The following is a 26227-nucleotide window of genomic DNA, read 5'->3' as shown; positions in this document are numbered from 1 at the left end:
TCGTTGAACCCTGAGCTCGTCGCCGAGGTCCGTTCCTGGGCCCGCAGGCCAGGCCCCGCGAAGTTCATCGCCGCCCTGCACTCACGGCTCGTGAACGGCGGGGGAACCGATCGTCCACTCAACTTCGCATCAGCCCCGCTGACCGACGACGAATGTGGTGAGCTGTCCGAGCTGTTCGGCAGCACCGGCGCGGTGCGCCCGGCACGGGTCAACCTGCGACTGGCGCAGCAGGCCCTGGACGACAGCCGGGTACAGATACCGCTTCGTGAGCTGGTCGAACTCGTGCAGGGTCCCGTGGTGACCAGGACAGAACGGCGACAGCGCGAGGTAGCGAAGAAAACCGCGCAGGTTGCCTGCGACCGACATGAATTGTTTGAGATCATGAGTCCTGTCCGGCAGCTGGCAGACGAGAGGCAACTTCTCGCAGCGTTGCCGCCAGGACCGACCTACCGTGTTCCGGAGGGCACGAGAACCGGGGCCGGTGCCTGGAGCAGCTACAGCACGGCCATCCGGGCCGCCGCGGCATGGTGGCCGCGCTGGGAAGCTGGCGTAGTCGTCACGGAGAAGGGGCTGGCTGCCTCGGCTCTCGGCGGTGCCAAGAACTGGACGGACGCCGGCCGGGTCGCGTTCCACAATCTCGTCGACGTGCCGTTCGACCAAGCCGTCAAGGTCGCCGACACGGAGATCCGGTTGCGTGGCCCGCTCGTGTGGCGCCTCGACGACGTGCTGGTGGACGCGCGCCGCAGCCGACCTTGGGTTAGCCTGCCCGCGCGGGGTGTACTGAGGCTCGGCACCCTAGACGGCTGGCCGCGCGGCGTACTGCTGATCGAAAACGGTGACAGCTTCGAACGCGTGTGCACCGAGACGACCGCCGCCGACACCTGGTTGTGTGTATGGATCGAAGGGTTTGCCGCGGATGGGTTGATCAGCTTCGTCCGCAGGTTTCCCGGGGTACCCGTCGCCGCATGGTGCGATCTCGATCCCAGTGGCATAGAGATCGTCGAGGACGTGCAGCGCCGGGCTGGGAGGGAAGTCCACCCCGTGGGCATGACCGCCGACTTATGGCTGGCCGGCGCCAAACGCGACGATGAGCCCGAGGAGCGGAAGCGCTGGCAAGCGCGTGCGGCCGAGCTGGCCTTCGACGGGCCACCGGCTTTGCGCGAGCTCGCCCGCCACATCGCCACGACCGGCGAACGGGTCGAGCAGGAGGGCATCGAAGTCTGTGATCCCGTCCTCTGTCAGCTCACCGAACGGCTCACCGAGATCGCGCTCGCATCAGTGAGCTAAACGAGTCTAGATTCGGCGTAGCATGTGCGTCCGAGGACCGAGTTGATCTATAACCCCACGCTGAAGTTTGCTACTGACCTGCAGCTCCCATGAACACGCTGGCCTTCGGGTCCTACCGCTTCATGGCTGCGTCGGATCTGACGTGGTGAAGCGCGAAGCCGATCCCAGCATCTTCGACACACCACTCGGCTTCAGCCGCGGTCAGCCTGTCGGGCCCCTGCTTGAGCACGGCTGCGAGCTGCTCGATGTCGCGGCAGCGGCCGGGCCGGCCAGCGGGCTCCGGATAACCGCGGATGTCCCAATGGTGGTGCTCGGGTTCAGCCATCACCGTAGCCAGGGCGTCGACGACTTCGCTCCAGTCAGGTCCGAGCCACCACCTCTCGAATTCCGCCGCCTTGGCCTTCAAATAGAGGGAGGCCCGGAGGCTGTGCCGGTCGGTGACGTCGGCGAAGTGATCGAGGTTCGCGGCGGCATGGTCTTCGAGCTCCGGATACAGCTCGGCCGCCACCTCCCGCACGGTGTATCCGCACGGGAGCACTCGGCTGGTGAGCGCCACGAACAACGGGCTCAGCATCGAGTCCGCCAACAAGTCGCCATCGTCGAAGTCGTCCAAGAAGTCGCACTCGTCCAGCTGCAACAGGCCGTCGATCAGGGACCCAGAACCCGTTCCCGCCGGGGGAACGTCAACCTCGAAGAAATCCCGGAAGAAGTCTTGAAGAAACTCGCGGGCCAGCCGGGTGGTGGCGGCGTTCGAGCGCATCATCTCGCCGTCGGTCAAGGGTGATGCCGGGTCCGCGTGGACGTCCTCCCACGGGCTGTTACGCCATGAATGCTTGACGATGCCCACGGCCGCGGAGTCCAGGAGCTCGGCCAGGTTGCGCACCGGGGGCGGTTCCTCCAGCGCCCACTCAACGAGTTCTTCCATCGTCGGCCGCTTGAACCTCTCCTGCCCGACGGCGGAAGCCCTCTCCTTCATCCGAATCTCCCTTCCGAACTGCGGCTCGAGCAGAGTACCCCGGCGGACGCGCCGGCCCACTTGACTCGATCCGCTGTCACCCACAAGGATTGGCGATCGGCTCCAACTCGGCTCAAGTTCGACCGCGCACGTCACTACAGTCCCTGGCCCGCGCAGCTGGTCAAGCGGTTCGCTTCACCAGCTTGATCACGGCGTCGACGACGAGATAAACGCCGAACATCGATGCCAGGGCGACGATGCCCAGTTCGAGCGCCGTCAACCACCGGTTGGACATCTGGATCGCGACCGGAAAGCGCGCCCACCAGTAGAGCGTCAAAGCCAGGACGGCCAAGGCCAGGCGCGTCACCACCGTTGGGGTCGAGGCGCCGACCACATCGGTCGAGTCGATGTCCGACCGCGCCGAGGCCTCGAACTTCTTTGCTTTCGCGGCGAAATCCGTATTCGGCGCCGTCGCCTTGATCTTCCAAGTCTCGTAGGCATCGACGACGTCGCCGTAGAGGTCACTCGTCGCCTTGGTTCCGACGATCTCGATGTGCGCCAGCGCGTCGAGCATCTTGTCACGGAGCTTCTTGTGGTCCTCAACCGTGTCACAGCGGGGGATCTTCGCCAGGCAGGCAAATCCGCGGGCGTACGCCTCACGCATGAGATCCTGGCTCTTCGCACGCTTGGCCTGGTACGCGGTGACCATCGGCGCGACCACCGTCCCGGTCAAACCGATGGCCGCGCCCAGGAGCGCTGCGGTCGCTGCGTCCATCTGCACTCTCCTACCCGATCGACCTGATGACCATCAGTCGCTCAGGCAGCCTCTGGCGTTTCACCGATCTTCGCGCGCCCGACGCCGACAGCCTTCGACGAGCAGCTGAAGGTATTGCGAACCCTGTCGACCGGGCCTGGGTGGCCGAAATGATGGCCTGACTTGTAATGCCGCGCAGCCGGGCTACCGGGAATTCCTGCAGAAGGGAGTAGACCAAGCAGCGATGCTTGGTATCACGAACGAGCCTGTTTCGCGAGGGCGTGCTGCGCCATCACGCGCGCACCAGACATCCGCATCTGAGCGAACTGCTCGCTTACGCCGTAGGCTTCGCCGACCTGGGCGTTGGTCTTGTTGTCGAACGCCGCACGCTTCGCGGCCTCGTCGGGGATCAGCAGCTGTCCCGAGAGGTACTTGGCCTCCTTCTCCTTCGCGGGATCGAAGTGCCGGCAACCGTCTTCGCCCAACAGCAACTCGGCGAACTCGTGCTCGAGCAGATGGTGCGCCAGCTCGTGAGCCAAACTGGCACGTCGACGCGCCTCGGAGTGCGCCGTGTTCTCGATGATGATCCGGCTGCATCCGACGGGAATGATGGCGGCCGACCAGATCTTCGAGCGCACGGACGTGTAGTGCCGGATCCGCTCTTCGAGGAGACCGAATTTGTCGGAACGTGACATCGGGATCTTCCCCGTCGACTTCGAGAGCCAGGGCGACAGGTGGGCACACTACGTGGCCATCGAGCTCACCCTCTTAACCAGCGGGTTCGGGGTTCGAGTCCCCGATGGCGCACCCCACTGAATCGAAGCCCACCCGCGGGTATCCTTGATCACGAGGATCTTGCCGGTGGGCTTTGATCATGGGTGAGACCGGCGAGGGACCGAATGGGGCCGACCCCGCGGGGCACTTGGTCCTCTTAGGACGCCTGTAGGGCGCAGTCGCGGCAGTGACGTCCGACTTCCTCCGCCTCAACACCTCTGACATCTCCCACGTCGCCGAATCAGGCGCGAGGCGGCCGCTTGTTCACTATTGCAAATCTGGAGCGCGGGTAGTCAACGAGCTGGGTTAGGACTGCCGCCGACGGTCCATTGCGACTCGCTTCGTTCTACGATCTCCAGCTCGGTCATGGGCGGCTCGGCTGCGTCGACGATCTTCTTCAGGTTCTCAGAGCAGCTGGCGCACGGGGTCCTTCTACGGTGCGACCTTGTGTGCCGACTTCCGCGTCGACCCCGGCCTGCGGTGCTTCTTCGTTCCGTAGTGGCGTGTGGCTTTCCGGGAGTCGCGGCGGACCTTCTTCGCCGTCCGCCGCGCCGCTTTCATGACCAGATTGGCGGTGGCTTCGGCCGCCTGGTGCGCCAGGCAGGGCAACACGCTGGTGTAGGTATCGGCGGTCAGCACGATGCTCGAGTGCCCCAACATCGCCTGCACCACCTTCAAGTCGTTCCCGGCAGCCAGCGACAGGCTCGCCGCACCATGGCGAAGGTCATGCAGCCGGATCGGCGGCAAGTCCGCGCCAGCGATGAGCTTGCGGAAGGCATGAGTGACATAGCCGGGACTCATCGGATTCCCGTACCGGTTAACGAACAAGAACCCGTCAACGCCGCACCGGCCGGTAGCCGACGTCTCCGCTCGGCCCTCAGGCATCGCAGCGCAGATACTGAAATACCGTCCAGTGCGAGGACGCGGACGCTGCTCTCAGTTTTCGGCGGGCAGATCACGGTCCGGCCATTATGGTCTTGTACCTGGTGAGACACTTGGAGCACCCGTGCGTCCAGATCGATGTCGCACCACCGCAACCCCGCCGCTTCACCCCGGCGCAAGCCAAGCAGCGCGACCAGCAGGTACAGCACATGCAAGAACCACCTGACGACAGCACCGCCCGAGGCCGCGTCAGCACTACGGCCACAGCGCTGAGGCGAGAGCAGCACCGATTGACGAGATCTCGGCCACGGTCCCGAGGACGCGTACCGCGGCTCATGCCGGTCTCGTCGTCAAGGGCAGGCAGGGACTGCCCAGTGTTGCCGTTCGGCCGGGATGGCGTGTCACCGCCCGTCCTCAGGAAAGTGCAAGACCTCTCACCAGCGTCGTGGCGTCGACCTGCGACTCCAACGCGCGTGCCATCTCCTGTGCCTCGCGGATCTGTTCGGCGGCGGGCGGGACAGCAGCAGCGGCCGCGCAGCTGCCGAACTTCTCGGCTACCTGACTCCACGTCATCGGCGCTTCCGGACTTCCTGGCAGTCCGTCTCCCGTCTTGGTGAAGCTCCGCCCATCCTGGGTGACGATCTCGACCCGGCCCGGCAGCATGTCGAACTTCCAGTCGAGGCTGGAATCAGTTATCGGTAAGACCTTCTGCGCGGCGGCGAGCACCTCGGGATCACGCCGCGCCCGGTCGGCGAAGTCCGACACGACGACAGTCCCGCGGACCGCGGCCACGGCGACCAGGAACGGAAGGCTGAACTTCGCGTCGACGGCAGTGACCGGTGCGCGTCGAAGATCGAGTGGCCGGCACATCAGGTTGTGGTGATCCCCCACATATACGCGGATCTCTCTGATGTCATCCACGCTCAGTGCCTGCTCCTTCAGGACCTGGATCGTCGCGTGGATGTGACCGTGAGAGGTGCCGACAGAGGGCCAGAACTTGTAGAGGGTCGTGCCGCCGAGGTACACCTCCCCCAGGTCTTTCAGGATCGACTCGCGGTCGTAGCGCCCACCGAAGTAGGTGTTGAGGACACCGTGCTCCCCTTCGAACAGCGTCGACACGCCCGTGGTTCCCTTGTGCGCCAGAAGCGTCGCGAGCACTGCACCCTTCGCGGAGAATCCGGCGTAAAGGCCGTGCAGGTCGCTGCCCGTTCCGAAAACAGTCTCCATCACGCCGGCGGACTGCGTGCTGGCGATACTCAGAGCAGCTGCGATGCGTTCGGGGGGCAAGCCGATCACGCGTGAGGCCGCGGCCGTTGCGGCGAACACACCCATCGCCGTCGAGAAGTTCCAGTCCTTGCGCCAGTCGATGCCCCGCCGGAAGCGCGCGAAAATGTCCTGCCCCACCGCCACACCGGCGATGAGGTCTTCGCCGGAGACCCCGCCGCGCCGCTCCGCGACCGCGAAGACGGCCGGAATGATGGAGCTCGCCGCGTGCTGGCCCCATGGCGTCTGGTCGTCGAAATCGAGACAGTGCGCCATCGCACCGTTCGCGAACGCCGCCATGATCGCCGGGGCCCGCTCCCGGAAGCCCAGCACGGAGGCCTCGGCACGACCGCCGGTCTCTCTCACCAGCTCGATGACCGGGGAGATCGCCGGTTCGAGTCCGCTGGCGGCCAAGATCACGCCAAGGGTGTCCAGGATGCTCTTCTTCGCGCCTTCGACCGCGGATTCGGGCAGGCGGCGGTACTCCGTCCGGCTCGCGAACTCCGCCAGATCATGGAGTATGTCGCGCGGGCTCGTTCCACCTTGTTCGGTCATGCGGTTTGCTACCTTCGGCTTGTCTTCGGTGTCCAGCGGCGGGAAGCAACACGGGACACGTGATTCCCGTGTTGCCCCACCTCGGCTCAGAACTTGTGCAGCACCGCGCGCAAGAACTCGGTCGGCTCGACTGCCTCGACCGGCACCGGTCCCTCGTTGGCCAGAAATTCATACCCGGTCTCGGGACCGTACTTCTCGCCGCCCGCGTTCACCTGACCGTTGATCTGAAACAGGATTTCGATGGACGGGTGCTGACCCGCCTGGTACACCGCACCGGCGTCCAAGCGCAGGAGACCGATCCGCAGATCGCGTTCGGTGAAGCTTCCCAGCCACTTCTCCCAGACACCGACGCCGCCTTGGGGCAGCCAGTCGTAGGCCTCCGGGTTCATCGCGATGACGTCGGTGTAGCGCGGGGCAGCGAACTCGAGCTTGCCTCCGGTGGCGTGCTCGAAGATCGCCTGCGAACCGTCCTGGACCTGGGCCACGCCATCGGCGTCCGTGTAGTGGTACTTGCCCTTCTTGAACTCACCGGTCTTGGCCAGCTCGGCGTTCGTCGCCTCCCGCTGCGCGACGCTCAGGTAGCCGCCACCGCTCGCGCCGCCACACTGCAGAACCATGGTCCGCAAGCCCTCCGGACGCTCTTGGGGTCCATAGTGGATGCTTTCGGGGAAGTACCCGACCCACCCCTCCTCCAGCACGTCGTTCTCGGTGTATGGCAGCGTGCCCTGGATGACGTAGCGGATCTGGTCGAAGTTGTGCCGGTGGCGCGGGGTTCGCCAGCCACCACCGCCCGTGAGCCCCATGTTCAGGTCGTAGTTGTTGGGCGAGCCGTCTTCGCCGAACAGCAGGTGCTTCTGATCGAGGGTTCCCTCGCGCATGGTTCCGACTCGCTCACTGCCGGTGTCGGATGCCTTGCCTACGCGCATCTCCTGCTCCTTCACACAATCGATGTCTCCCCGCGGCGAGAGCCGATGGGCGGTGACTTCCGGTCTGCCGCCGTCCTGCAGCGGCGCCGGTCTGGTCGCCGTGATTGACAATATCCCATATTACAGGATATGTTCAATAGCGACAGAGGCGCTAGCCGGAGCACCGCGGAGCGCGGGCGCAGACGGCCGAGACAGCACCTCCCGCCCACCATTGCTGCCTGTCCACCATGAAGCGCGACGCGACGAGGAACGAGCATGACGACGACCCTGACCCACACCCCAGAGGACTCCGGAGTACCGGCCTCGGCGCGGGATTTCAGTGTCGAGGGGCGGGTGGTGGTCGTGACCGGTGCAGCGCAGGGCATCGGTCGAGAACTGGCTCGCCAGTTCGCCGCGGCGGGGGCCGTTGCCGTCGTGGCCGACCTCGACTTCGCCAAGGCGGAGGCAGTGGTCAAGGAGATCCACGAAGCCGGCGGGACCGGCTTGGCCGTCCAGGTGGACGTGGCCGACGAATCGTCGACCGAGGCGATGGTCGACACCATCGTCGAACGATGGGGCCGGGTCGACGTCTTGATCAACAACGCGTCGGTCTTCGCGAGCATCGAGAAGGGGCCGTTCGACCAGATCCCCTTGTCGCAGTGGGAAAAGGTGCTGAAGGTCAACGTCACCGGCACCTACCTGTGTGTTCGGGCGGTCGCGGCGCACATGCGCGAAGCGGGATTCGGCCGCATCATCAACGTCTCCTCCGACGCGGTGACCCGCGGGACCGTCAACTACCTGCACTACGTCACCTCGAAGGCGGCGGTGATCGGCATGACCAACTCCTTGGCGCGCGAGCTGGGCGGCTACGGGATCACCGTCAACTGCGTGCGGCCAGGCAGTGTCGCCACGGAAGTCGAGCGCACCGTCAACCCCACCGTCGAGGTCCGTGAGCGCGCCGCGGCGCTGCAGTGCATCCCGCGGGGGATGGTTCCCACCGACCTGGTCGGCATCATGTTCTTCCTGGCCACGCCGGCGTCCGCGTTCATCACCGGCCAGACGATCGCCTGCGACGGCGGCTACACCCACAGCAGCTGACCGACCCGCACACAGCCTGAGGAGGCCTCGCCCATGAGGCAGCACCCGCACCTCTACATCGACGGCCGGTGGACGGAACCAGTCGAACCCCACGAAGTGGAACTCGTCGACCCCACCCGCGAAGAGCCCTTCGCCCGAGTAGCCCTCGGCGGCGCGGCGGACGCGGACCGCGCGGTCGCCGCCGCCCGGGACGCGTTCAAGACCTTTTCCACCACCTCGCCGGCCGAGCGGATCGCGGTGATCGACCGCGTCATCGACGTCTACGAGTCCTACGCCGACGAGTTCTCCGAGTTGATCGCGCGCGAGGTCGGCATCCCCGTCGGCAATCGCGCCCAAGTCACCGGCCCGGCCCAGCACATGCGGGTGGCCCGCGACATCGTGCGCGAGTACCCCTTCGAATCGCGGATCGGCAACGCCATCGTCCGCCGCGAGCCGATCGGCGTCTGCGCACTGATCTCCCCGTGGAACTGGCCCATCCAGACCGGAGTGATCAAGCTCGTCTACGCGCTGGTCGCCGGGTGCACGATGGTCGCCAAACCCAGCCTCAACTCCGCCGCGAGCGGGGTGCTGCTGGCCAAGGTGCTGCACGAGGCCGAGGTGCCGCCAGGCGTGTTCAACCTCGTGAACGGCCGCGGCCGCGAGGTCGGCGACACGCTGTCCCACCACCCCGGGGTCGACCTGATCTCCTTCACCGGGTCCACCGCGGCCGGCAAGCAGGTGGGCGCCGCCGCCGCGGGCACCGTGAAACGGGTCTGCCTCGAGCTGGGCGGAAAATCGGCCACCGTCGTGCTGCCCGACGCCGATCTGGAACGAGCCGCGCGCTGGAACGTCCAGCGCTGCTTCTTCAACGCCGGCCAGTCCTGTCACGCGCCCAGCCGAATGCTGGTGCACGAAAGCCAGGTCGAGCAGGTCGTGCCGTTTCTGGTCGACGAGGCACGCCGCTTCCGCCTCGGCGACCCGCTGGACAGCTCGACGACGATGGGTCCGGTCGTCAGCGCCGCCCAGTTCAAGTCGATCAAAGAGCACATCCAAAGCGGTCTCGACGAGGGTGCCCGTCTCGTCACCGGCGGCCTCGAGCGCCCGGACGGTCTCGACCGCGGCTATTTTGTGCAGCCCACGGTGTTCACCGGAGTCACCCCGGACATGCGGATCGGCCGGGAGGAGATCTTCGGGCCGGTGCTGGCCGTCCTTCCTTACCGTGACGAGGACGACGCCCTGCGCATCGCCAACGATTCGCCCTACGGGCTCGGCGGCTTCGTCTTTGGCGGCGACCGGGAGAATGCCCGCCGCGTGGCGAACGGGCTGCGCGCCGGACGGATCAGCTACAACGGCGCGGCCACGGACTCCTACACCCCCATGGGTGGCTACAAGGAGTCGGGCATCGGCCGCTCGATGGGCCGCTTCGGGCTCGAAGAGTACCTCGAAGTCAAATCCGTCTACGGGTTCGAGGACGAGGCGCAAGCGTTGCCGACGCTGTTCGGCTGAGAACTTCCGAGTCGGACAGGAGCTGTGAACGACATGCACGACGAGACCACCCGCCTGCTGCGCAATCCGGTCAAGGAAAAGCTGGCCCGGGGCGAACCGGTGTACTCGATGACCGTCCGGCTGGTACGGACCATCGACATCGCCGCCATCGCGCACACGGCAGGGTTCGACTCGGTCTACATCGATCTGGAGCACAGCAGCTTTTCCCTTGAAGCCGCGGGCCAGATCTGTATGGCCTGCAACCATCTGGGCATCACCCCGCTCGTCCGCGTGCCCGGGCTGGATCCGGCCTTCATCGCCAGGGTCATGGACTCCGGCGCCATGGGGATCGTCGTACCCGGCGTGCAGTCGGCCGACGAGGCGCGCACGGCGGTTCTCGCCGTCAAGCACGCTCCCCGGGGCGAACGGTCCCTCGCGGGTGCCGCACCCCAGCTGCACTACCGGTCACTGCCCGCCGATCAGACCGTCCGCGAACTCGACGACGCCTCGATGGTCGTGGCGCAGATCGAATCCCAGGCCGGCCTGGACGCGGCCGAGGCCATCGCCGCCGTCGACGGCGTGGACATCCTCCTCGTCGGAGCGAACGACCTGAGCGTCGAACTCGGTGTCGCCGGGAAAATGGACCACCCCTTGGTGCACGAGGCGTACCTGCACGTCATCGATGCCTGCCGGAAACACGGAAAGACCGTCGGCATCGGCGGACTGGGCGGGCGGCCGGATCTCATCCGGCGGTACCTGGAACTCGGTGGCGGCTATGTCTCCACCGGCAACGACATCTCGTTCCTCACCGCCGCCGCGACACAGAAGCGCAAGCAATTCGACTGATCGACACGGCACGGAACGGGAGCGCACGTGAAAATCTGCGTGTACGGCGCAGGAGCGGTGGGCGGGCATCTGGCCGGACGCCTCGCCGCGGGAGAGGCCGAGGTTTCGTTGATCGCTCGCGGCGGGCAACTGGCCGCGATCCGGCGGGACGGGCTGCGGGTGGAGACCCGTACCGGAACGCTGCTCTCGCACCCGGTCACCACCGACCGGCCCGGCGAACTGGAGCCGCAAGACGTCGTCATCGCCGCCGTCAAGTCGCCGGCTCTGCCGGGCATCGCCGAGCAGATCGGTTCCCTGCTCCGCCAGGACGGCTTGGCACTGTTCGTCGTGAACGGCGTTCCCTGGTGGTACTTCCACCACCACGGCGGAGCCAGGGACGGCACTCACCTTCGACGGCTGGACCCCGAGCGCGCACTGTGGAAGCACATCGGCCCCGAACGCGCGGTGGGCGCCGTCGCCTACACCGCCTGCAGCGTGCTCGAACCGGGAGTCGTTCGTGCCGAGAACGCGCGCAACCGCCTGATCATCGGACACCTCGACGGCCGGCCCGACGCGAGGCTCGACGAGCTGGCGTCGCTGATGAACCCCAGCGGCCTCGAGGTCACCGTTACCCCGAAGATCCGGGACGCGGTCTGGACCAAGCTCGCGATGAACCTGGTCGGCGGTTCGCTGGCTGTCCTCACCGCCTCGCCCATGAAGGATGTCCTCGACAAATCCGCCGTCGCCGCCACCGCGAAGGCGATGGCCGCCGAAGGCACCGCCATCGCCCGCGCCCTGGGCTGCGACCCCGGCGATCCCGCCGAGGGCCTCGGCAAGCTGGCGAAGTCCAGCCATCTGCAGAGCATCGCGCAGGACCTGCGGGCGGGCCGCCCCATGGAGGTCGACGCCATCCTCCGGGCCCCCCTCGACCTCGCCGAACTGGTGCACGTCCCGACCCCCACCCTCGATCTGGTGATCGAGCTGGCCACCCAGCGCGCCCGTGCCGCGGGCCTGTACGACGACACCGACGGATGAGTTCGCCCGGCGCGGTCACACCGAACCGTTGACGAGGCACGCCACCCACCACGAAATCCACCGAAGGGCGGAACCAAGATGCCGAAGAAGATCGCGATCCTGCACACCAGCTTCGTGTTCGTTTCTGTCGAGCCGATGATCAATGATCTCATCGCCGAACTTGTTCCCGATGCCGAAGTCCTGCACTTCGTCGACTCCGACGTTCTGGCCACGGTTGTCCGCGAGCAAGGGATCTCGCCGAACAGCGAAGCGCGGATGACGCATCTTGCGCAAGCGGCTGAATCAGCAGGTGCGGACATCATCTTCTCGGCATGCTCGTCATTGGGGCCGGCCGTGGACGTCGCTTCCCGAAGCGTCCGTACCCCGGTGGTGAAAATCGACGAGGCGATGGCGATGCGAGCCGCCCGGGAAGGCACCCGCGTCGGCGTCTTGGCCACTGTGCCCACCACGCTCGGCCCCACTTCGGACCTGATCCAAGCAAAAGCAAAAGAAATCGGCCGCAGCCTGACTCTCGAGCAGCGGCTGTGCGAAGGGGCATTCTCGGTCCTCATGTCGGGAGACCGCGAGAAACACGATTCGATGGTCATCGAGCAGGCCATGGACCTCGCCGAGACGGTCGACATGATCGTTCTGGCGCAGGCGTCCATGTCCCGCCTTGCCGAGGTGCTTCAGGAAAAGATCCACCTGCCGGTTCTGGCGAGCCCCCGCATCGGCGTGGACTACCTCGCTCGTCGTGTCGCCGAGCTTCCTGCCTGACCCTGAACCCGCCCGACCTCAGCTCGACAAGGGAAGCCTCATGAAGACCATCGTCCTCGACGATGACCCCACCGGAACCCAGTCCGCGACCGGCGTCACCGTCCTGTTCGACAGCACCGCCGAGCTGCTCGCCGAGGCGCTCACGGACGCCGATTCGGTCTACGTGCAGACGAACAGCCGCGCGCTTCCTTCGGATGAGGCCGTCGCCCTGGTGCGCCGGATCAAAGCCGACGGCGAGGCCGCAGCCGAGCAGCTCGGCGACGACGTGCGCTTCGTCCTCCGCGGCGACTCCACGCTCCGGGGTCACGTCTTCGCCGAGTCCGAGGTCTTCCTGGACGACGACGCCGTGCTGCTCTTCGTCCCGGCCTTCCCCGACGGCGGGCGTACGACGCGTGGCGGGGTCCACTACGTGCGGATCGGCCAGAACGACGTTCCCGCGCACGAGAGCGAATACGCCGACGACCCGGTGTTCGGGTTCTCCACCGGCGTCCTCGTCGACTACGTCGCCGAGAAGTCCGGGCTCACCGCCGTTCCGGTGCCACTCGAAGACGTCCACTCGGGCGAGCTGGTCCGCGTGCTAGCCGAAGCGCCCGGCGGCTCCGTGGTCCTCCCCGACGCCGTCGATGCGACCGACATCTCGGCGATCGCCGCCGCGGTGGACGCGGTCACTGCGAAGGGACGGCGCATCGTCGTCCGCTCGGCAGCGCCGCTCGCCGCCGAGCTGGCCGCGGTCACGAGCACCGGGCTCCTGCCGACCCCGCTCGTGGACCGGCCCGGGCACGTACTGCTCGTCTGCGGCTCGCACACTTCCGGGGCGAGCGACCAGCTCGAGCCGATCACCAACGCATGGGGCGCTCCCGCCGTCATCAACACGGCGACGGCGCTCGACGCCCCGTCGGCGGCCGGCCTCGAAGCGGCCGAAGAGGCCAGGCGGTCCTTCGCGGGGAAACCGGTCACGATCCTGACCACCGAGCGCGCACGGTCGACCGAGCACAACACGCTCTCCCACGGCGAGCGAGTCATGGGAGCGCTCACGACCGCCGTGCGCTCTCTCCTACCGGAAGTCAGGGTCGTCGTCGCCAAGGGTGGCATCACCTCCGCCGAGGTCGCCCGGACCGGAATCGGCGCGACGTCGGCCCTCGTGCTCGGGCAGGTCCTCCTGGGCGTCTCGGCGTGGCGCATGACGGCGCACGACGGGCGCGAGGTGCTCTACGTCGTCGTCCCCGGGAACGTCGGCGGGCCCGACACACTCACCCGGGTCCTCGACGCGCTCGGCATCCGGGTGACGGCCGCATGAGGGCATCGCTTCGCGAAACAGCGCGCGAGCGGCTGACCGACAACGCCGCCGTCGCGGCGATCACCTGCTACGGCGCGTCGACGGCGGTCTCGGTCGTCGAAGCCGCCGAGGCCGAAGGGTCCCCCGTCGTCCTGCTGGTCCCACCCTCACTTCCGGCGGCCGTGGAGGGCCTCCGCACCATCCGCGCCATGCGGGCGATCGCGGACTCCGCCGCCGTCCCCGTTTCGGTCCAGCTTGACCACGCTTCGGATGCAGCGATCATCGCGGTGGCTCTCGAAGCGGGCGTCGACGCCGTCCTCGCTGACGGCTCGAAGCTTTCGCACGAGGACAATGCTGCCTTCGTCCGCAGCATCCGCCGGCTCGCGGGCCCCGACCTCACGCTCGAAGCGGAGCTCGGCAGCATCCTCGGGCACGAGGACCGGGCGCTCGACCTCGATCCCGATACCGCGGGCATGACGGACCCCGCGGATGTCGCGGGATTCGTCGATCAGTCGGGCTGCGACTTGCTCGCCGTCGCCGTGGGCAACGTACACGGGCGCTACCGGGGCCGTCCCCTCATCGACCGGGACAGACTCGCGCGCATTCGGGTTGCCTCAGCCGTACCGCTGGTCCTGCACGGCGCCTCCGGGTTGCCGAGGGAAGATCTTGCGGCGGCCGGAGCGTCCGGCGTCGGCAAGGTCAACGTCAACACCGAACTGCGGGGCGTTGTCCTCGACGCGATCGAGACGCGGCTCCCCCAGGTCAGGAAAGACGGCGACGACGTCGCCACGCTCGCCCAGGTGCGCGGGACCGCCACCCGTGACCTCACCACCTCGATCCTCCGCCGGCTCGCCGGCGCTAGGACCGCGTAGTGACTACAGGGCCCGATGTGGGCGTGTCGGTCTTCAGTCGCGCTGCCGGTCCAGCAGCCGCTCCGAGATGGTGGTCGCCGCCTGCTTGACGGCCAGCACCGCATGCTCGACGTCGACGTCGCGGCGCTCCTTCTCGTCCCAGGCGACGCCCACACTGCCCACCGACGTCTTCTGATCGGTGAGGATGGGCGCCGCGACGCCGTAGACCCCCGGGTTGAACTCGCCCACGGTCAAGGAGTAGCCGTCCTTCTTCATCTTGCCCAGGGTGGCCCGGAATTCGCTCCACGTGCTGCCCAGCCCGGCGTCTTCGATTTCTTTGCGCTGCCGCGGATAGATGGCTTTCAGGCGGTGATGGGGCAAGTAGGCGAGGATGATTTTCGAGATCGCCCCTTGGAACAAAGGGCGCCGCTGCCCGCGCCTGAATCGGTTGGCGGGGCTCTGCGGCGCGCGGCACTCGCCGACGCACAGGACCGAGTCGCGGAAGGCGGTGCACAGCAGCGCCGAGTGGCCGATCTTGTCCACCAGTTCTTCGAGCACGCCTTCACTGGCCAGGAGCAGCGGGTCGGTCAAGCGCATCTGCAGGTCCATCTCGATGATGCGCGGGCCGAGGCTGTAATAGCCGTTGCGCACCGCGCTGAGCAGCCCCGCCTCGTGCAGGGTCTTGAGGTACCGGTACCCCGTCGACCGCGAGGTGTCCAGAGCCTCGATGATGGCGGCGGTCGACCACACCGGCTCTGTTTCGCTGAACAACTGCAGGACGTGGAGCATCTTGGCCAAGCTGCTGGCACTGTCCGTCGAAGTCGTCGGAGTCACGGTCACGTAATTAAGAATATCTCGCAATATGGGATATTGTCAATTTCGGACCCGGCAGCATCCGGTACTGACCAGCAGGCTACTCCTGCGTCAGTGGAAGGTGCGGCCGCCGTCGGCGGCCAGTGCGGCCCCGGTCACGTAGGAGGACTCTGTGCTGGTCAGGAACAACACGGCCCGCGCGATCTCCTCCGGTTTCCCCAGCCGCCGCAACGCGTAGGAGTCGACGTTGTCCCGGTACCCGTCCGCCATGGCCGTGTCGACCATCCCCGGCGACACACTGTTGACACGGACGCGGGGGGCCAGCTCGGCGGCCAGGGCGCGAGTGAGGGTGATAATGCCGCCCTTCGACGCGGCGTAGGCCGAGTACCCCGGAGCGTTCGGCAGCAGGCCTTGGCCGGAAGCCATGTTGACGACACTGGAACCGTCCTGCTGCTCCAGCCAAGGAAGGGCGGCGCGAATCACGATGTACGTGCCGGTGAGGTTGACGTCGAGCACGTGCCGCCACTCGTCGGCGGACACGTCGCCGGCCCGGCCGCGGAACATGATGCCCGCGCAGTTCACCAATCCGTCTATGCCGCCCATCGTGGCGGCTGCCGTCCGGATCGCACCGCTGACTTCCGCTTCGGAAGTGATGTCGACGGCGTGTGCGCTCGCCCGGACGTCCGCGGCCGTGCCGGAAAGCCCGTTCTCGTCGCGGTCCAGCAAGGTGAGTGCGGCACCGTGCTCGGCGAAGAGGTGGGCGACCGCTTTGCCGATGCCGGCGGCGGCGCCGGTGATGACGATCCGCCGGCCGGCGAGCCGGCCCGGCGTCGTGCTGGTCGAAGACGCGGTTGTGGGTGCCGTTGTCACGAAGATTTCCTTTGCGGAGAAACGAGCAGGCGGGTTGACGAGCTGTCCCGGCCGGGGCGGCTCACCCGGTCACCGCATCACGAACGGGTTGGCGGGGGGCGCGTCGTCGGTGGAGATGACAACACTGCGGGTCTCGAGGTACTCGTCGATGGCTTCGATGCCGTGTTCGCGCCCGAGCCCGGACTGCTTCGTGCCGCCGAACGGGACCATGTAGCTGTACGTGCGGTAGGTGTTGACCCAGACCGTGCCGACGCGCAGCGCCTTCGACATGCGCAGCGAGCGACCGATGTCGGTTGTCCACACGCCGGCGACGAGGCCGTAGGGGTTGTCGTTCGCCAGGGTTACCGCCTCTTGCTCGTCCTTGAATTCGATGACGGACAGGATGGGGCCGAACACCTCTTCACGCGCGATACGCATGTCGTTGCGGACGTCGGTGAAGATGGTGGGTTCGACGAACTGACCGGCACCCAGGCCCGGGCCGGTGGCGCGGGCACCGCCCAAGACACACCGGGCACCGTCCGCACGGGCGACATCGAGGTAGGCGAGCACCTTTTCGAACTGCGGCGGCGTCGAAATCGGGCCGACGTTCGTGGCCGGGTCGCGCGGATCGCCCATGCGGAGATCGGCGGCCAGCTCAAGCAGCTTCGCCAGCAGTTCGTCCTTGACCGCGGTGTGGACGAGCAGTCGTGAACCGGCGGCGCACATCTGGCCGGCCGCGCCGAAGATGCCCGACATCACCCCCACCGCGGCGAGGTCGAGGTCGGCGTCGTCGAAGACGATGGTGGGCGACTTCCCGCCGAGTTCGAGAGACACCCGCTTCATGGTGGTGGCGGCGCTGCGGTAGATGGCGGCGCCGGTGACGTCGGACCCGGTGAACGCGATCTTGGCGACGTCGGAGTGCTCGACCAGTGCCGTACCGGCTGTTGCACCCAGTCCGGTGACGACGTTGAACACACCGGCAGGCAGACCCGCCTCGTCCACGAGGCGAGCAAGTTCGAGGGTGCTCGCGGAGGCGAACTCGGACGGTTTGACCACGACGGAGCACCCGGCGGCCAGGGCGGGGGCGGCCTTCACGGTGGCGAACCACAGCGGGGAGTTCCATGCGGTCAGGGCGGCGACGACTCCGACCGGTTCGCGAGTGGTGAAAGCGAACGCGTTGGCCTTTTCGGTCGGGATGGTGGCACCCTGGACTTTGTCCGCGAGCCCCGCGTAGTAGTGCCAGCACTGGGCCACCGCCGCGATCTGCCCTTGGACCTCGGTCAGGAGCTTGCCGTTGTCACGGACCTCACTGTCGGCGAGGCGGTCGGCATTGGCGATGATGAGGTCCGCGACAGCGCGGAGACAGCCGCCTCGCTGAGAAGCGGTGAAAGTCGCCCACGGGCCCGTGGTCATGGCGGCCTGAGCCGCGTCCACGGCCCGGCCCGCGTCCTGAGCGGTGCCGGCGGGAATCCGGGCCCACACCTCGCCGCTGTACGGATCCGTGCTGTCCAACCACTCTCCGGTAGCGGAGTCGGCCCATTGTCCGTCGACGTACATCGGGTACTGCTGCACTGACTCTCCCTGGTGTTCATGGTCGACGACGCCCGGCCGGTCGCGGTTCAAGCACCACTGCCAGCAGCTGCGGGCGCCATACCGTGGAGAACGCCCATCTTCTCGAAGAGTGCATAGATGTGACCGGCGTACTTGCCGAACTCGGCCGAACCGGTGAGGGAGATGGGCCGGGGCCTCGGCAGGTCCACCGTGATCTCCTCGATGATCTCGCCCGGACTCGGGCTCATGACGAAGATCCGATCGGACAGCCCGACCGCTTCCTCGACGCTGTGGGTGATGAACAGAACGGTGGACTTGTTCCGCAGCCAAAGCGACTCCAGGTCGGATCGCACCTGGAGGCGTGTGAGGGCGTCGAGCGCCCCGAACGGCTCGTCCAACATCAAGACCGGTGGCTCGTGGACGATCGTCCGGATGAGCGAAACGCGTTGCCGCATTCCCCCCGACATCTGTCGCGGGTACTTACCCATCGCCTGCTCCAGGCGGAGCTGCCGGAACAAGTCGACCGCCCTGGACCGCAGCGCATCTTTGTCGATGTGCCGGATCTCCGCTTGGAGCAGGACGTTGTCCAATGCGGTGCGGAAGTCCAGCAGCAAATGGTCTTGAAACGCGATACCGACGTCGGTGAAGGCCTTCGTCACCACTCGCCCGCCGATTTCGATCACGCCCGAAGACATCGGAAGCAGGCCCGCCACCATCAGCATCAACGTACTCTTGCCACATCCCGAGGGACCGACGATCGAGACGAACTCGCCTGCCTTGATATCCATCGAGATGGGCTTGAGCGCCTCGAACTCATGAGCGGAGTCACGTCCGTAGATCTTCGTGACACCCTGAATCGAAATGGACATTCCGGTTGTCGTGCCGGCCACTGAATCTCGCATGATTTTGCCCTTCCGACGGCGACCGTAACAATCTAGCTACAAGGGGTCAGCGCGCTCTGCGGCGGGAGATAGTCGTACGAGACGAACGTCGCCGGGTCGGGCGCACCCGTCACGAGCTTCGCGCGCTCGAGAAGGGACATGGTCTGCTGCCACCGCGCCGGGTCCGCCAGCCCGATGTACTTCGCCCCGCCCGCACACAGGAGCGGCAGAAGGACCTTCAGCTCCTCCCGCGCATTGTTTTCGACCGTGTCCGGCGCCAGCTTCTTGATGTCGGCGAGCGCCTCCTGCGGATTTGCTCGCGCCTCACTCCACCCCTGCAGGCTGGCCGCGACGGCTTTCTTCACAGCGGGTCCGTTCTTGGCAGCGTAGTCTTTCGTCGTGAAGATCGAGTGCGCCGCACCGGAAACACCGTGCTCACCGAACAGGAAGTCGGTGAATTTCGCGCCTTGAGCCGCGAGGGCAACATGCGAATCCTGACCACCGACAATAGCGTCCACCCGGCCCCCGATGAGCGACGGCACCATCGACTCGAACGGCATGTTGACGATCTTCACGTCCTTCTCGGTGAGCCCCTGCGACTGCAGGAAAATGGGGAACAGGAAGGAGTAGGCACCACCCGGCGGGACAGCGACCGACTTGCCCCTGAGGTCGGCAACGGACCTGATCCCGGAAGAATCGAGGACCTGCATGGCCGTGTTGGTTTCCTGGTTGATGGTCGCGACCACGAGCAACGGCGCACCCTTCTGAACCGCTTGGATGATCGCCACGGAATCCGCGATGCCCATGTCCGCCTTGCCGGTGGCGACCAGTTGCACCGCGGTGCCGGAACCCTTTCCGGGCGTAATGGACAGCTCCAGCCCGGCATTCTGATAGAGGTGCTTGTCCTGTGCGACCGCAAAGCCGGCCGTGGAAGGCGACCACGACCAATGCAGCTGGAACGACTCTCCCGGTCCACCACTTCCCGCCTGAGACGAACCGGTCCCACAGGCACCGAGGAGCACCAGAGAAGCGATACCGGCCACCGAAGTCAGCGTAGTCTTGATCTTCATCGTTCATCTCTCATCATTTGAGTGCCACTGGAGAATACGTAAGACCGAGTGAAGACCGGTTATTTCTTACCCTGCTGCCCCTGGTGACGCTGCCACGGAGTCAGCCACCATTCAACGGCCTCGATCAGATAATTGATGACGATACCGATCAAGGTGAGAACGACAAGAATGGCAAAGATGTACGTGGTGTCCAGTTGCGATCCGGCCCGGAGGAGCGCGTAACCGAGCCCCTCGTTGGAGGCGAGAAATTCCGCGACAAGCGCGCCCGTGATCGCGATCGTCGCGCACGTCTTGATACCGGAGAAGATGATCGGCAGAGCGGCAGGCAACCTGAGGCGCCAGAACGTCTGCATCTTCGACGCCCCCATTGAGCGCGTCAGGTACAGGAGCCGGTCGTCCAAGCTGACAAACCCGGCGATACTCGACATGAGCAGCGGGAAGAACGCGATGAGGACGACCAAGCCGACCTTGGTCTGGATGCTGAAACCCAACCAGACGAGCAGAAGGGGCGCGATAGCGATCTTCGGCACGAGCTGCATCAGCATCACGATGGGATAGATCGTCTGCTTGGCCACCTTCGAAAGGGCGATCAGCAGGCCGGCCGGAATGCTGATCACGAGGCAGAGAAGCAGGCCGATTCCGAGCGCCTCCAGGGTCGGCACGGCTTGCGCGAGCAGGTTGCTCCGCTCGTCGAACATCCGGCTGAGAACCGCCATGGGGCTGGGCAGCAGATAAGAAGGGATCGTGAATATTTCCACGGCGGCGGCCCATAGCAGGATGATGACCACAAAAGTCGCAGGAGGCGCCGCGGCCCAACCGACGGACGCGAGCTTCTGCCTCCCACCCCGGCCGCGCCGCGACTTCGCCGGTGGACTGTCGTTCGTCATCGATGTGGTCGTCGCGCCGGGCCTGGTCGTATCGACCGGTGGGCTGGTGTTCGCCATTGAACGATCTCCATTGATAGGTGAGTTGCCGGTACCTCGTCGGCGGATGCCGGCGACGCTCGGGTCACAGCTGCAGGTAGACACTCTTCGTGTACAGGTAGGTGTCCATGTGCGCCGAACTCCCCTTGGCGCCGTACCCGCTCAGCTTCGTTCCGCCGAACCCGACCATCGGATCGATGTAGCCGTAGCAGTTCACCCACATCGTTCCGGTGTGCACGCCGTGGACCACCCGAAGAGCGGTGGACAGATTCTGCGACCACACCGCTCCGCCGAGCCCGTACTCGCTGTCATTGGCAATGGCGATGGCCTCGTCCACGTCGTCGAACGGGAGGATCGACAGCACCGGCCCGAAGATCTCTTCCCGTCCGATTCGCATCTCGTTCGTCACGCCACCGAAGACACTCGGCTGCACGAAGTAACCCTTGCCGAGTTCCCCCTCAACCCGTTGGCCGCCGCAGAGCAGTTCGGCCCCGTCGGCTCGGCCGATATCGATGTAGGACAGGACCTTGTCCAACTGGGGCCGGGAGATCACCGGTCCCAGCGTGCTGGCGTCGTCCAGGCTGCGCCCGACCCGCAATGTGTCCGTGAAGGCCAGCAGCCGTTCGGTGAACTCGTCGACAACGGACCGCTGAACCAGTACCCGGGTGCCGGCGAAACAGATCTGGCCGGAGTTGGCGAACACCCCCATCGCGGCTCCGGGTACCGCCTTGTCCAGATCCGCGTCCGCGCACACGATGTCCGCCGACTTGCCGCCCAGCTCCAGCTGCAGCTTCTTGATGTTCACCGCGGACGCCTGGATGATGCTGCGGCCGGTCTGCGTCGACCCGGTGAACGCGATGCGGTCGACGTCGGGGTGGGCGGCCAGCGCATGGCCGGCCTCCTTGCCCAAGCCGGTGACGACATTGAGGACGCCGTCCGGCACCCCGGCTTCCTGGAGGATCTCAGCCACCCGCAGCACCGACAGAGAGGCCTCTTCGGACGGCTTCAGCACGGCAGTACACCCGCTGGCGAGGACGGCGCCGATGATCCAGAACTGACCGTTGAGCGGCCCGTTCCAGGGAATGATGCCGCCGATGACCCCGACCGGGGCCTTCAACGTCATCGTGGCGACGGTGCCGGGGATACCGTTCATCAGCGTCTCGCCGGCGATGTTGGCGGCTTGAGAACCGAAGAACGACAACATCTTCAGCAGAGCGGGCTTGGTGGTGCGCAGCCTCGAGACCGGAGCACCCATGTCCATGGCCTCGATCTGGATCAACTCCTCGAATCGCTCGTCGAGGAGGTGGGCGATGCGCACGAGCAACGCCTGGCGCTGGTATGGGGTCCAGGTGCTCCAGTGGCCCTTGAACGCCCGGCGAGCAGCCTCGACCGCGCGATGGACGTCAGCCTCGTCGCCGGCGGCGAGCTGGGCCAGTGCCTCGCCGGTCGACGGATTGACGGTGGTCAGGGTCCGCCCGGAAGCGGCCGGCACCCGCTGACCGTCGATGACGTGATGGTGCACGTCGCGGGACAGGAAGCTCTGAGCCCGCTCGGAAAGGGCGGAGTTCTGTTCGAATGTGGTCATTGCCTGCCTTTCACGTGGCGGTCGGTCAGTCGAAGACGAAGACGCCTTTGCCGATCTGGCGTCGGTCGAACAGTTGGTAGGCTCGTTCCGCCTCGTCCAACCGGAACTCGTCGGTGAACAGCGACTCCACGTCCAGGCCTCGCTCGGCCACGAACAGTGCGCACTCTTCCTGCAGGTTCTTGCTGAAAGTCAGCGACCCCACGACCGTCTTCCGCAGCTGGATGAGCTCCTCGCTGTCCAGCTCGATCTTGCCGAGGACACCGACCATGCACGCGGTTCCCCAGCGCCGCAGCGCGTGGACCGCCTGCCTGCGCACGGTGGCGTTGGCGCTGCATTCGATGGACTTGTCCGCGCCCTCGCCGTCGCGAGTCAGCTCGCGAATCGCGGTCACCGGGTCCTGCTCTCGCGAGTCGACGACGTGGTCGGCGCCGAACTTTTCAGCCATCTTCAGCCGCGAGGGCTCGATGTCGACGGCGATGACCCGGGCACCGAACGCCTTGGCCAGCATGGTGCAGCTCAGGCCCACGGGGCCTTGCCCGAAGATCGCCACGGTCTCGCCGGCCGACAGTTCGACTCGCTTGATCGCGCCGAACGCTGTACCGGTGCCACACGAAATGGCCGCGCCGGTCTTGAACGAAAGCGAGTCGGGCAAGCGGATGAGCGTGTGCGCGGGAACCTTCATGAAGTCCGCGTGCCCGCCGTCGCCGTCCAGCCCGCCGTAGACCGTGCGCGCGTTCGGGCAGTACTGGGTCCAGCCGGAACGGCAATATCGACAGGTGCGGCACCCGTCGTAGTGGTGGACCATGACCCGGTCGCCGGCCTTGGCTTCGCCGGGTCGCACCGCCGTCCCGACGAGCTCCACGACTCCGCACGGCTCGTGCCCCTCGACCACCAGCTCGGCACCGGAGCGCACGGGGCCGTGCAGATGGTTGAGATCGCTCCCGCACATCCCGGAGGCCCGCATCCGGATGACCACTTCATCCGGGCCGGGCACCGGGTCGGGAAGCTCGCGGAGCTCGAGCTTGCCTTCGCCCAGGAAGAGAACAGCTTTCAACGTCAACGCTCCTCGATCGAGGCCGACAGCGGCGGCGCCGGCACGTCTCGGCTGTTGCCGATGTCTCATAATACAGGATATTGTCAAGACTCACGTGAGGACGAGTTGGCATCGTCGCTGGTGGACCGCCGGAAGAGCTGTTCCCCGGCACACCGTCGTGTTCGCGCCGTTGCACACCGAACACCAAGCCGAAGGTAGTAAGCCGCATGACCGGACAACGTCGATCGATCCCGTGCGCGAGGCGCAATCCCGGCCTGGTCGGCCGTACTCGGATCAAGAGTGCGGTCCCGGGAGGGGGCGGCCGATGAACACGCACGTGAACGCGGGCCAGCGGCTCGACAACGTCCCGATCGGCCGGTTCCACCGGCGCTTGGCGCTGCTGGTCGGCCTCGGCATGTTCTTCGACTCGTTTGACAACACGCTCTCCGCCGCGGTGCTGGCGTCGATGCTGCCCACCGGATTCTCGACGCTCGAGCTGAACTCGCTCTTCCTGTCGGTCACGTTCGCGGGCCTCGCGATCGGCGCGGCCTTCGCCGGCTGGCTCAGTGACCGGATGGGACGCGGCTTCGCTTTCCAATTCAGCTTGGCACTCTTCGGGATCCTCGCCCTGTGCGCGGCATTGGCGCCGTCGATGCCGGTACTCATCGCCCTGCGCGGCGTGATGAGCATCGGGCTGGGGGCCGAGTACGTCATCTGCTACGGCATGATCGCCGAGTTCATCCCGCGCCGACGCCGCGGCCGCTATCTGGGCCTGCTCGGGATCTTCGGCGGTCTCGGAGTCTCGCTGTCCTCGATCCTCGGCTGGATGGTCATCCCCGCGTTCTCCTGGCGCGGGATGTTCGTCATCGGCGGCGTCGGCTCGCTGGTCGCCTGGTGGCTGCGCCGCACCATGCCCGAGTCCCCGCGTTGGCTGGAATCGCGCGGACGGTACGACGAAGCCGCGGCCGTCATCCGGAAGATCGAGGAAGAGTCCGGCGTCTCGTCCCGGCGGGCCGACCTGGCCCGGCCACGGACGAGAAGGCCGAGTGGGTGCCCATCACGGTGCTGTTCTCGCGGCCGGTCATCCGCCGGACGTTGATGGCACTCATCCTGACTGTCACGTGCCTGTTCGGCTCGTACGTCGTCACCGGCTGGATGCCCACGTTCTTCGTCAAGCAGGGGCTGACCGTATCGAAGTCCCTGGGGTTCAACGCCGCCATCATGTCCGGTTACGTCGCGGGTCCCCTGCTGTGCATGGTGATCGTCGACCGCATCGGCCGGCGCACCAGCATCGTGATGTTCGGAACGCTTACCGCGATCTTCGCCGGTATCTACCCGTTCATGAAAGCGCCTGCGCTGGTCATCGCCGTCGGTTTCGTCCTGGTCGCCACCGTCGCGTCGTTCCTCACCCTGGGCCTGGGCACGACCCCGGAGTACTTCCCGACCGCCTTCCGCTTCCGCGGCGGTGGCTTCGCCCAGACCGTCGGCCGCATCGGCTTGATCTTCTCTCCCTTCGTCGTCCTGTGGCTGTTCAACAGCGCTGGTGTCGTCGCCGTGATCCTGGCCGTCTCGGGCATGTACGTCGCCGTGACGCTGCTCAACAGCTTCGCCGGCGTGGATACCTCTCGCGAGGCGTTGGAGCAGATCGCCCCCGACGATGACGGCGCCACCCATACGGCAAAGTCGGCACGATCAGGGAGCACCAAGTGACCGGACCCGCCGCTCATACCTTCACCATCGCCGCGGTCCCGGCGGACGGCGTCGGCACCGAAGTCGTCACTGCGGGACGCGCTGTCCTGGACGCGCTCGCCGCGGCCTCCGGAGGTGCGTTCGCCTTCGACTGGACCGAATTCCCGTGGGGCTGCGGGTACTACGAGCGGACCGGCCGCATGATGGACGACGACGGCCTGGACGCGCTCAAGGGCTTCGACGCCATCTACTTCGGCGCTGTCGGCTGGCCGTCGGTGCCCGACCACATCAGCTTGTGGGGGCTGCGGTTGCGGATTTGCCAGAACTTCGACCAGTGGGCCAACGTCCGGCCCGTCCACTTTCACCCCGGCATCACCTCACCGCTGCGCAAGGCCGATGACACGCCGTTGGACTGGGTGGTCGTCCGGGAGAACAGCGAAGGCGAGTACGCGGGCCTCGGCGGCCGTAACCTGTCCGGCCGCGGTCCGGGCAACGAAGTCGCGTTGCAGACTGCACTGTTCACCGAGAAGGGGTGTGAACGCATCGCCCGCTTCGCCTTTGAGCTCGCTCGTGGACGCGAACGAAAGAAGGTGTCCTCGGTGACGAAGAGCAACGCTCAGCAGTACGGCATGGTTCTGTGGGACGAGACGTTATCCCGCGTCGCGCGGGACTATCCCGATGTCGAGACCGAGAGTGTGCTCGTGGACGCGATGTCGGCGAAGTTCGTCCTCCGGCCCGAGGACCTCTCGGTGGTCGTCGCGTCCAACCTCCACGCCGACATCCTCTCCGACCTCGGTTCCGCGCTCGCCGGCAGCCTCGGCCTCGCCGCGAGTGCGAACCTCAACCCCGAACGGCGTTTCCCGTCGATGTTCGAACCGGTTCACGGCTCGGCGCCGGACATTGCCGGACGGGGACTGGCCAATCCGATCGGCGCCATCGGCAGTGCCGCGCTGATGCTCGATCATTTCGGGCTTTCGGCAGAAGCCGGCCGGGTGCGGGCCGCGATCGAGGCCACCACGGCGGCCGGCGTGCTCACTCCCGACGTCGGCGGCAAGGCGAAAACGGGTGACGTGGTGGCCTCGATCATCGACCAGCTCTCGTCCTGAAGTGCTGCGGGGTCTCAGGGCACCCGGTGGGTGATCCACGCAGCGAT

Annotated in this window: 25 protein-coding genes; 11 read left to right on the top strand and 14 right to left on the bottom strand. The window is 66.5% G+C overall.

The genetic code is table 11. The features are described from left to right. The first annotated feature begins 3 nt into the window (after positions 1-3). The gene (locus AA23TX_RS32265; RefSeq protein WP_155546517.1) at positions 4-1287 is read left to right on the top strand and encodes a Wadjet anti-phage system protein JetD domain-containing protein; all 1284 of its coding nucleotides are present in this window, start codon (positions 4-6) and stop codon (positions 1285-1287) included. Positions 1288-1399: 112 nt separating this feature from the next. Here AA23TX_RS32265 and AA23TX_RS32260 read toward each other — a convergent pair whose 3' ends face one another. The 6 genes from AA23TX_RS32260 to AA23TX_RS32235 form a co-directional block, all read right to left on the bottom strand. Beyond that, the gene (locus AA23TX_RS32260; protein WP_155546516.1) at positions 1400-2263 is read right to left on the bottom strand and encodes a hypothetical protein; all 864 of its coding nucleotides are present in this window, start codon (positions 2261-2263) and stop codon (positions 1400-1402) included. A 160-nt stretch (positions 2264-2423) separates the two neighbouring features. After that, a complete protein-coding gene (locus AA23TX_RS32255; RefSeq protein ID WP_155546515.1) occupies positions 2424-3017 on the bottom strand; it encodes a hypothetical protein in 594 nt (197 codons plus the stop codon). A gap of 233 nt (positions 3018-3250) precedes the next feature. Further along, the gene (locus AA23TX_RS32250; RefSeq protein ID WP_155546514.1) at positions 3251-3691 is read right to left on the bottom strand and encodes an ImmA/IrrE family metallo-endopeptidase; all 441 of its coding nucleotides are present in this window, start codon (positions 3689-3691) and stop codon (positions 3251-3253) included. Positions 3692-4202: 511 nt separating this feature from the next. Continuing rightward, positions 4203-4655 carry a tyrosine-type recombinase/integrase gene (locus AA23TX_RS32245; RefSeq protein WP_155546513.1) on the bottom strand — a complete coding sequence of 151 codons (453 nt, stop codon included), beginning with the start codon at positions 4653-4655 and terminating at the stop codon, positions 4203-4205. 411 nt (positions 4656-5066) lie between these two features. After that, positions 5067-6470: an MmgE/PrpD family protein gene (locus AA23TX_RS32240; protein ID WP_155546512.1), complete on the bottom strand. Its 1404-nt coding sequence runs from the start codon at positions 6468-6470 to the stop codon at positions 5067-5069. Between the two features lie 86 nt (positions 6471-6556). After that, positions 6557-7411 carry a hypothetical protein gene (locus AA23TX_RS32235; protein WP_230862808.1) on the bottom strand — a complete coding sequence of 285 codons (855 nt, stop codon included), beginning with the start codon at positions 7409-7411 and terminating at the stop codon, positions 6557-6559. A gap of 240 nt (positions 7412-7651) precedes the next feature. On the opposite strand from AA23TX_RS32235, the gene AA23TX_RS32230 reads away from it, so the two are divergent. From AA23TX_RS32230 to AA23TX_RS32200, 7 genes are all read left to right on the top strand, one after another. Further along, positions 7652-8473 (top strand): SDR family NAD(P)-dependent oxidoreductase, encoded by an 822-nt coding sequence (locus AA23TX_RS32230; protein ID WP_155546511.1) that lies wholly within the window; start codon positions 7652-7654, stop codon positions 8471-8473. 33 nt (positions 8474-8506) lie between these two features. Beyond that, positions 8507-9958 (top strand): aldehyde dehydrogenase family protein, encoded by a 1452-nt coding sequence (locus tag AA23TX_RS32225; protein ID WP_155546510.1) that lies wholly within the window; start codon positions 8507-8509, stop codon positions 9956-9958. Positions 9959-9991: 33 nt separating this feature from the next. Continuing rightward, positions 9992-10783 carry an HpcH/HpaI aldolase family protein gene (locus tag AA23TX_RS32220; protein ID WP_155546509.1) on the top strand — a complete coding sequence of 264 codons (792 nt, stop codon included), beginning with the start codon at positions 9992-9994 and terminating at the stop codon, positions 10781-10783. Between the two features lie 27 nt (positions 10784-10810). Continuing rightward, entirely contained in the window at positions 10811-11797 is a 987-nt protein-coding gene (locus AA23TX_RS32215) for a ketopantoate reductase family protein (RefSeq protein WP_155546508.1), read from the top strand. A 78-nt stretch (positions 11798-11875) separates the two neighbouring features. After that, positions 11876-12553 carry an aspartate/glutamate racemase family protein gene (locus tag AA23TX_RS32210; RefSeq protein ID WP_155546507.1) on the top strand — a complete coding sequence of 226 codons (678 nt, stop codon included), beginning with the start codon at positions 11876-11878 and terminating at the stop codon, positions 12551-12553. A 40-nt stretch (positions 12554-12593) separates the two neighbouring features. Continuing rightward, the gene (locus AA23TX_RS32205; RefSeq protein ID WP_155546506.1) at positions 12594-13850 is read left to right on the top strand and encodes a four-carbon acid sugar kinase family protein; all 1257 of its coding nucleotides are present in this window, start codon (positions 12594-12596) and stop codon (positions 13848-13850) included. Continuing rightward, positions 13847-14701 (top strand): class II fructose-bisphosphate aldolase, encoded by an 855-nt coding sequence (locus AA23TX_RS32200; protein ID WP_155546505.1) that lies wholly within the window; start codon positions 13847-13849, stop codon positions 14699-14701. The genes AA23TX_RS32205 and AA23TX_RS32200 overlap by 4 nt, the downstream gene beginning before the upstream one ends. A gap of 33 nt (positions 14702-14734) precedes the next feature. On the opposite strand, the gene AA23TX_RS32195 is transcribed toward AA23TX_RS32200, so the two are convergent. From AA23TX_RS32195 to AA23TX_RS32160, 8 genes are all read right to left on the bottom strand, one after another. Further along, positions 14735-15520, bottom strand: coding sequence for an IclR family transcriptional regulator (locus AA23TX_RS32195; protein WP_155546504.1), 786 nt, complete (start codon positions 15518-15520; stop codon positions 14735-14737). A gap of 84 nt (positions 15521-15604) precedes the next feature. Beyond that, positions 15605-16363 (bottom strand): SDR family NAD(P)-dependent oxidoreductase, encoded by a 759-nt coding sequence (locus tag AA23TX_RS32190; RefSeq protein WP_155546503.1) that lies wholly within the window; start codon positions 16361-16363, stop codon positions 15605-15607. Between the two features lie 69 nt (positions 16364-16432). Further along, positions 16433-17914 (bottom strand): aldehyde dehydrogenase, encoded by a 1482-nt coding sequence (locus AA23TX_RS32185; RefSeq protein WP_155547450.1) that lies wholly within the window; start codon positions 17912-17914, stop codon positions 16433-16435. A 47-nt stretch (positions 17915-17961) separates the two neighbouring features. After that, positions 17962-18795: an ABC transporter ATP-binding protein gene (locus AA23TX_RS32180; protein WP_230862807.1), complete on the bottom strand. Its 834-nt coding sequence runs from the start codon at positions 18793-18795 to the stop codon at positions 17962-17964. Between the two features lie 32 nt (positions 18796-18827). After that, entirely contained in the window at positions 18828-19844 is a 1017-nt protein-coding gene (locus AA23TX_RS32175) for an ABC transporter substrate-binding protein (RefSeq protein ID WP_155546502.1), read from the bottom strand. Between the two features lie 59 nt (positions 19845-19903). After that, positions 19904-20788 carry an ABC transporter permease gene (locus AA23TX_RS32170; protein WP_230862806.1) on the bottom strand — a complete coding sequence of 295 codons (885 nt, stop codon included), beginning with the start codon at positions 20786-20788 and terminating at the stop codon, positions 19904-19906. A gap of 64 nt (positions 20789-20852) precedes the next feature. Beyond that, complete coding sequence (locus AA23TX_RS32165) at positions 20853-22352, bottom strand: aldehyde dehydrogenase family protein (RefSeq protein WP_155546501.1); 1500 nt, start codon at positions 22350-22352, stop codon at positions 20853-20855. 25 nt (positions 22353-22377) lie between these two features. Continuing rightward, positions 22378-23406: a zinc-dependent alcohol dehydrogenase family protein gene (locus AA23TX_RS32160; protein ID WP_196425615.1), complete on the bottom strand. Its 1029-nt coding sequence runs from the start codon at positions 23404-23406 to the stop codon at positions 22378-22380. 304 nt (positions 23407-23710) lie between these two features. Here AA23TX_RS32160 and AA23TX_RS50360 point away from each other — a divergent pair, with 304 nt between their 5' ends. Genes AA23TX_RS50360 through AA23TX_RS32150 form a run of 3 tightly spaced genes read left to right on the top strand, consistent with a single transcriptional unit; the run spans position 23711 to position 26180 of the window. Next, positions 23711-24484 (top strand): MFS transporter, encoded by a 774-nt coding sequence (locus tag AA23TX_RS50360; RefSeq protein ID WP_230862805.1) that lies wholly within the window; start codon positions 23711-23713, stop codon positions 24482-24484. Further along, entirely contained in the window at positions 24436-25095 is a 660-nt protein-coding gene (locus AA23TX_RS50355) for an MFS transporter (RefSeq protein ID WP_230862804.1), read from the top strand. Before AA23TX_RS50360 ends, AA23TX_RS50355 begins: the two co-directional genes overlap by 49 nt. Continuing rightward, positions 25092-26180 carry a tartrate dehydrogenase gene (locus AA23TX_RS32150; protein ID WP_155546500.1) on the top strand — a complete coding sequence of 363 codons (1089 nt, stop codon included), beginning with the start codon at positions 25092-25094 and terminating at the stop codon, positions 26178-26180. Before AA23TX_RS50355 ends, AA23TX_RS32150 begins: the two co-directional genes overlap by 4 nt. Positions 26181-26227 lie beyond the last annotated feature (47 nt).

It is taken from the genome of Amycolatopsis camponoti (genome assembly GCF_902497555.1).
Classification (GTDB): Bacteria; Actinomycetota; Actinomycetes; order Mycobacteriales; family Pseudonocardiaceae; genus Amycolatopsis; species Amycolatopsis camponoti.
The sequence above is the reverse complement of the archived record's forward strand: the minus strand, read 5'-3'. Positions and strand labels throughout refer to the sequence as shown.

What these genes read in the sequence shown, in the direction of transcription:
- AA23TX_RS32205 (WP_155546506.1), top strand. Translation starts at nt 12,594, where the DNA reads ATGAAGACCATCGTCCTCGACGATGACCCCACCGGAACCCAGTCCGCG.
- AA23TX_RS32240 (WP_155546512.1), bottom strand. Translation starts at nt 6,470, where the DNA reads ATGACCGAACAAGGTGGAACGAGCCCGCGCGACATACTCCATGATCTG.
- AA23TX_RS32180 (WP_230862807.1), bottom strand. Translation starts at nt 18,795, where the DNA reads ATGCGAGATTCAGTGGCCGGCACGACAACCGGAATGTCCATTTCGATT.
- AA23TX_RS50360 (WP_230862805.1), top strand. Translation starts at nt 23,711, where the DNA reads ATGAACACGCACGTGAACGCGGGCCAGCGGCTCGACAACGTCCCGATC.
- AA23TX_RS32175 (WP_155546502.1), bottom strand. Translation starts at nt 19,844, where the DNA reads ATGAAGATCAAGACTACGCTGACTTCGGTGGCCGGTATCGCTTCTCTG.
- AA23TX_RS32200 (WP_155546505.1), top strand. Translation starts at nt 13,847, where the DNA reads ATGAGGGCATCGCTTCGCGAAACAGCGCGCGAGCGGCTGACCGACAAC.
- AA23TX_RS32255 (WP_155546515.1), bottom strand. Translation starts at nt 3,017, where the DNA reads ATGGACGCAGCGACCGCAGCGCTCCTGGGCGCGGCCATCGGTTTGACC.
- AA23TX_RS32260 (WP_155546516.1), bottom strand. Translation starts at nt 2,263, where the DNA reads ATGAAGGAGAGGGCTTCCGCCGTCGGGCAGGAGAGGTTCAAGCGGCCG.
- AA23TX_RS32170 (WP_230862806.1), bottom strand. Translation starts at nt 20,788, where the DNA reads ATGGCGAACACCAGCCCACCGGTCGATACGACCAGGCCCGGCGCGACG.
- AA23TX_RS32245 (WP_155546513.1), bottom strand. Translation starts at nt 4,655, where the DNA reads ATGCCTGAGGGCCGAGCGGAGACGTCGGCTACCGGCCGGTGCGGCGTT.
- AA23TX_RS32220 (WP_155546509.1), top strand. Translation starts at nt 9,992, where the DNA reads ATGCACGACGAGACCACCCGCCTGCTGCGCAATCCGGTCAAGGAAAAG.
- AA23TX_RS32230 (WP_155546511.1), top strand. Translation starts at nt 7,652, where the DNA reads ATGACGACGACCCTGACCCACACCCCAGAGGACTCCGGAGTACCGGCC.
- AA23TX_RS32210 (WP_155546507.1), top strand. Translation starts at nt 11,876, where the DNA reads ATGCCGAAGAAGATCGCGATCCTGCACACCAGCTTCGTGTTCGTTTCT.
- AA23TX_RS32225 (WP_155546510.1), top strand. Translation starts at nt 8,507, where the DNA reads ATGAGGCAGCACCCGCACCTCTACATCGACGGCCGGTGGACGGAACCA.
- AA23TX_RS32250 (WP_155546514.1), bottom strand. Translation starts at nt 3,691, where the DNA reads ATGTCACGTTCCGACAAATTCGGTCTCCTCGAAGAGCGGATCCGGCAC.
- AA23TX_RS32165 (WP_155546501.1), bottom strand. Translation starts at nt 22,352, where the DNA reads ATGACCACATTCGAACAGAACTCCGCCCTTTCCGAGCGGGCTCAGAGC.